Origin of the sequence: Xenophilus sp. (genome assembly GCF_044462705.1) — a bacterium.
GTDB classification, from domain to species: Bacteria; Pseudomonadota; Gammaproteobacteria; order Burkholderiales; family Burkholderiaceae_C; genus Xenophilus; species Xenophilus azovorans.
The window spans coordinates 1-5,606 of sequence record NZ_JBIQNC010000141.1 but is presented as its reverse complement, the minus strand read 5'-3'; the positions used below and the strand labels follow the sequence as shown (position 1 = coordinate 5,606).

General features: G+C 68.1%; 4 protein-coding genes. All 4 read right to left on the bottom strand.

What is annotated here, in order from left to right:
* The coding region (locus ACIY1X_RS18555) for a 3-hydroxyacyl-CoA dehydrogenase/enoyl-CoA hydratase family protein (RefSeq protein ID WP_399683297.1) at nt 1-2,373 on the bottom strand (2,373 nt) is incomplete at its 3' end.
* A 21-nt stretch (nt 2,374-2,394) separates the two neighbouring features.
* Nucleotides 2,395-2,829 (bottom strand): DUF2147 domain-containing protein, encoded by a 435-nt coding sequence (locus tag ACIY1X_RS18550; RefSeq protein WP_399683295.1) that lies wholly within the window; start codon nt 2,827-2,829, stop codon nt 2,395-2,397.
* Nucleotides 2,830-2,866: 37 nt separating this feature from the next.
* Nucleotides 2,867-4,663, bottom strand: a complete 1,797-nt coding sequence (locus ACIY1X_RS18545; RefSeq protein ID WP_399683293.1) for an acyl-CoA dehydrogenase C-terminal domain-containing protein — start codon at nt 4,661-4,663, stop codon at nt 2,867-2,869.
* Nucleotides 4,664-4,718: 55 nt separating this feature from the next.
* Nucleotides 4,719-5,402 (bottom strand): TetR/AcrR family transcriptional regulator, encoded by a 684-nt coding sequence (locus ACIY1X_RS18540; RefSeq protein ID WP_399683291.1) that lies wholly within the window; start codon nt 5,400-5,402, stop codon nt 4,719-4,721.
* Nucleotides 5,403-5,606: the final 204 nt, after the last annotated feature.

The window sequence follows — 5,606 nt, the reverse complement described above, 5'->3', positions numbered from 1 at the left end:
GAGCATCCCCATGATCCGCTCCTGCGTCTTCGGGTGCTGCACCAGCGCGCAGAAGGCCTGGCGCTCCAGGCCCATCAGGTAGTCCTCGGTCACCAGCGTGCCGGCATCGACGTCGCCGCCGGTGACCACGTTGGCGATCAGGCCGGCGATGTGGAAGTCGTGCGCGCTGATGAAACCGCCGTCGCGCATGTTCACCAGCTGGCCGCGGATGGTGGCGGCGCCGCTGCGGCCGGCCACGCGGAAGGCGCGCTTGAGCGGCGGACGCCAGCCGGCCTCCTGCATCGCCCTGGCCTGCTGGATCGCGACGTAGAGCAGCTCGTCCCTGTTCGGCACGATCACGTCGCCGTCGATCAGGTAGCCCAGCTTCTTCGACTCCAGCGCGCTGGTGCCCACCTTGGCCATCGCGGCCGCGGTGAAGCCTTCGGTCAGGAAGGGCAGCAGGTCGGTGCCGGTCGACGCCTGCGCGTTCTCGGCGGCGCGGCGGGCGATGTAGGTCAGCCCGCCGGCGCCGGGCACCAGGCCCACGCCGACTTCCACCAGGCCGATGTAGCTTTCCATCGCGGCGACGCGGCGCGACGAGTACACGGCCAGCTCGCAGCCGCCCCCCAGCGCCATGCCGCGCACGGCGGCCACCACCGGCACGTTGGCATAGCGCACGCGCAGCATCACGTCCTGCAACGCCTTCTCAGCCCCCTCGATGGCACCCACGCCGGCCACCACGAAGGCGGGCAGCATGGCCTGCAGGTCGGCGCCGACGGAGAACTTGTCGTCGGGCGACCAGATCACCAGGCCCTTGTACTCGCGTTCGGCCAAACTCACCGCCTCGCCCAGCGCCTCGGCCACGTCGGGGCTGATGGCGTTCATCTTGGAGTGGATGCTGGCGATCAGCACCTCACCGTCCAGCGTCCAGACGCGCACGTCGCCTTCGTCGCTGATCGTGATGCCCGAATCCTCGGCCGTCTTGGCGCCGCTGCCGCGCACGGTTTCGGGGAAGAGCTGGCGCGCCATCACCGGCAGCCGGCGCGCGGGCACGAAGCGCTGCTCGGCGGCGCTCCACGAGCCCTCGGGCGTGTGCACGCCGCCGGCCTCGGCCACGGGCCCCTCGAACACCCACTTCGGCAGCGGCGCCTTGGCCAGCGCCTTGCCGGCGTCGATGTCTTCCTGGATCCACTGCGCCACCTGCTTCCAGCCGGCTTCCTGCCACAGCTCGAAGGGGCCCTGCTTCATGCCGAAGCCCCAGCGCATCGCCAGGTCGATGTCGCGCGCGCTCTCGGCGATGTCGGCCAGGTGCAGCGCGGCGTAGTGGAAGCCGTCGCGCAGGATGGCCCAGAGGAACTGGCCCTGCGGCCCTTCGCTCTCGCGCAGCAGCTTCAGGCGCTGGCCGGCCGGTTTCTTCAGCATGCGGCCGTACACCTCGTCGGCCTTCTCGCCGGCGGGCACGTACTCGCCTTTCTCGAGATCGAAGCGCAGGATGTCGCGGCCGGCCTTCTTGTAGAAGCCGGCCTTGGCCTTCTGGCCCAGGTGGCCCAGTTCGATCAGCTTGGCCAGCACCGGCGGCGTGGCGAAGTTGGGATAGAAGGGATCGGTCGCCTCGCTCAGGTTGTCCTGCAGCGTCTTGATGACGTGGGCCATCGTGTCCAGTCCCACCACGTCGGCGGTGCGGAAGGTGCCGCTGCTGGCGCGGCCCAGGCGCTTGCCCGTCAGGTCGTCCACCACGTCGAAGGCCAGGCCGAACTTCTCCACCTCCTTCATCGTCGCCAGCAGGCCGGCGATGCCGATGCGGTTGGCGATGAAGTTGGGCGTGTCCTTGGCGCGCACCACGCCCTTGCCGAGCGCGGTGATGGCGAAGGTTTCCAGGTCGTCCAGCACCTTCGGGGAGGTAGCAGGCGTGGGGATCAGCTCCACCAGCGTCATGTAGCGCGGCGGGTTGAAGAAGTGGATGCCGCAGAAGCGCGGGCGGATGCTCTCGGGCACCGCCTCGCTCAGCTTCGTGATCGACAGGCCCGAGGTGTTGGAGGCCAGGATGGCGTGCGGCGCGACGTGCGGCGCGATCTTCTTGTACAGGTCGAGCTTCCAGTCCATGCGCTCGGCGATGGCCTCGATCACCAGGTCGCACTCGCCCAGCAGCGCCAGGTGTTCCTCGTAGTTGGCGGGCTGGATCAGCTCGGCGTCTTCCGGCACGCCCAGGGGCGCGGGCTTGAGCTTCTTCAGGTTGTCGATGGCCTTGAGCACGATGCCGCTCTTGGGGCCTTCCTTCGCAGGAAGATCAAAGAGCACCACGGGCACGCGCACGTTGACGAGGTGCGCCGCGATCTGCGCGCCCATCACGCCGGCGCCGAGCACGGCGACCTTCTTCACATTGAAATGGGACATGGGGGGAAATTCCGTTGGGGTTTACTGGACGCGGGTCCAGGTCTGCGTGCGCCAGAAGGGGCCGAGGTAGCCGCGCACCTCCAGCTTCTTCCCGCCGTCGATGGGCGTGAAGCTGGCGCGGTATTCCTTGCCGTTCTCGGGGTCGAGGATCTTTCCGCCTTCCCAGACGTCCTTGCCCTCGGCCTTCTTGCCGCCGCGGATGATCTCCAGGCCGGCGATGGGCTGACCCTTGCGCTCGTCGGTGCACTCCTCGCACACCGCGTCGGGCTTGGCGTCCTTCTTCAGCGATTTCTCGATGCGGCCGACCAGCGCGCCGCTGGCCTCACCGATGCGGATCTCGGCCTTGGCCTCGCCGGTCTTGTCGTCCACGTTGCGCCACAGGCCTGCGGGGCTCATCTGCGCCAGGGCGGCCGACGATGCGGCCATCAGGAAAAGTGCTGCCAGCGAACGGTTCATGGGCTGCCTCCAGGCGGTGTCGTGGTCGTCGAGGCGGTCAGGCCAGCGCCGCGTCGGAGTCCATCAGCGCCTTGCTGCCCGCGCGCGCGGTGCGCATCAGCATCGTCGTCTCGGGGAAGAGCTTGGCGAAGTAGAAGCGCGCCGTCTGCAGCTTGGCAGTGTAGAAGGGGTCGGTGCTGCCCGCGGCGATCTGGCGCAGCGCCACCTGCGCCATGCGGGCGAACAGGTAGGCGAACACCAGGTGGCCGGCCACGCGCAGGTAGTCCACGGCGGCGGCGCCCACCTCGTCGGGGTTCTGGAAGCCCTTGAAGCCGATCTCGGTGGTGAACTTGGTCATCTGGTCGCCCAGGTAGGCCAGCGGGTTGATGAACTCGGCCATCTTCTCGTTGACGCCCTCTTCCTCCACCAGCGCGCCGATCAGCTTGCCAAACTTCTTCAGGCTGGCGCCGTTGTTGCCCAGCACCTTGCGGCCCAGCAGGTCCAGCGACTGCACGGTGTTCGTGCCTTCGTAGATCATGTTGATGCGGTTGTCCCGCACGAACTGCTCCATGCCCCATTCCTTGATGAAGCCGTGGCCGCCGAAGACCTGCATGCAGGCGTTGGTGCCGATGTGGCCGTTGTCGGTGATGAAGGCCTTGACGATGGGCGTGAGCAGCGCGACCAGCTCGCCGCAGTCCTTGCGCACCTTCTCGTCGGGATGGTTGTGCTCCTTGTCCAAGAGCAGCGTGCAGAAGATCTGCAGCGCGCGGCCGCCCTCGGCGTACGCCTTGGCGGTGAGCAGCATCTTGCGCACGTCGGGGTGCACGATGATCGGGTCGGCTTCCTTGTCCTTGGCCTTGACGCCGGACAGCGAGCGCATCTGCAGCCGCTCCTTGGCGTAGGCCAGCGCGTTCTGGAAGGCCACTTCCGTCAGGCCCAGCGACTGGTTGCCCACGCCCAGGCGGGCGGCGTTCATCATCACGAACATCGCGGCCAGGCCCTTGTTGGGCTCGCCCACCAGCGTGCCGGTGGCGCCGTCGAGGCTGATCTGCGCCGTGGCGTTGCCGTGGATGCCCATCTTGTGCTCCAGGCCGGTGCAGAAGATGGGGTTGCGCTCGCCCAGCGTGCCGTCGTCCTTCACATGGTACTTGGGCACCACGAACAGGCTGATGCCCTTGCTGCCCTTGGGCGCGTCGGGCAGGCGGGCCAGCACCAGGTGGACGATGTTCTCGGCCAGGTCGTGCTCGCCGGCGGAGATGAAGATCTTGCTGCCCGTCAGCTTGTAGGTGCCGTCGGCCTGCGGTTCGGCCTTGGTGCGCAGCAGGCCCAGGTCGGTGCCGCAGTGCGGCTCGGTCAGGCACATGGTGCCGGTCCACTCGCCGCTCACCAGCTTGGGCAGGTAGGTCTTCTTCTGCGCGTCGGTGCCGTGCGCCACCAGCGCCTCGTAGGCGCCGTGCGAGAGGCCGGGGTACATGGTCCAGGCCTGGTTGGCGCTGTTGAGCATCTCGTACAGGCACTGGTTGACCACGTGCGGCAGGCCCTGGCCGCCGAAGGCCGGGTCGCATGACAGTGCCGGCCAGCCGCCCTCGACGTACTGCGCGTAGGCCTCCTTGAAGCCCTTGGGCGCGGCGACCTCGTGCGTGGTCTTGTCCAGCGTGCAGCCCTCGGTGTCGCCGCTGATGTTGAGCGGGAAGGTCACCTCGGCGGCGAACTTGCCGGCCTCCTCGAGCACCGCGTTGATGGTGTCGGCGTCGGTCTCGGCATGCGCGGGCATCGCCTTGAACTCGTCCGCCACGTTGAAGACTTCGTGCAGCACGAATTGCATGTCGCGCAGCGGGGGGGTGTAGGTGGGCATCCGGGCTCTCCTGAGAAGACGTGGAATGAAAAGAAAGAAAACGGGGCCGCGCGGCTCAGCGCACGGTCTTGAGGCGGCGGCCTGCCGGTTTGCCCTGCGCTGCGGGCGCATCGGGCGCGGCCACGCGCGCGAGGATGTTGTCGAAGCCGAGGTGCGCCCGGTCGATGGAGCCCGGCACGCGCAGGAAGCGCGCCTCGTAGTGCAGCGCCAGGATCAGGCCGTGGATCTCGAAGCCGACCTGCCGCGCGTCGGCGTCGGCGCGCAGATGGCCTTCCGCCTTGGCCTGCTCGATGGCGCGCAGCACGGCCGCCTGCCAGATGCTCACCGACTCGACCAGCGCGTCGCGCACCGGGCCGGGCCGGTCGTCGAACTCCGAGGCGCCGCTGATGTAGATGCAGCCCGAGTCGATCTCGGTGGAGGTGCGCTTCATCCAGTTGGCGAACATCGCCGTGAGGCGCGGCAGGCCGCGCGGCGACTTCAGCGCGGGATAGAACACCTCCTGCTCGAAGCGGGCGTGGTACTCGCGCACCACGGAGATCTGCAGTTCCTCGCGCGAGCCGAAGTGGGCGAACACGCCCGACTTGCTCATTTGCGTGAGTTCGGCCACGGCGCCGATGGACAGGCCTTCCAGCCCGATCTGCGCCGCCAGCCCCAGCGCGGCATCGACGATGGCGGCCTTGGTCTGCTGGCCCTTGGGGGCATGGCGCGACAGCTTGGCGGGAGGGGAGACGACAGACATCCGAGGCAGACAATAAAACGAACGGTCGTTCTATTTTGCAGGACTTCGCGCCCGCCTGGAAGGGCAAAGGCCGACTCCCTCGGCGGGTCTTTAGGACGGCAGGGAAGTGCCGGTCTTTGCGCCCAGGCGCGGTAGCAGCCTGATGTAGGCCAGCTCGCAGGCGAGTTCCACGAGCGTCTGCGTCACGATGACCGCCGGAACGAC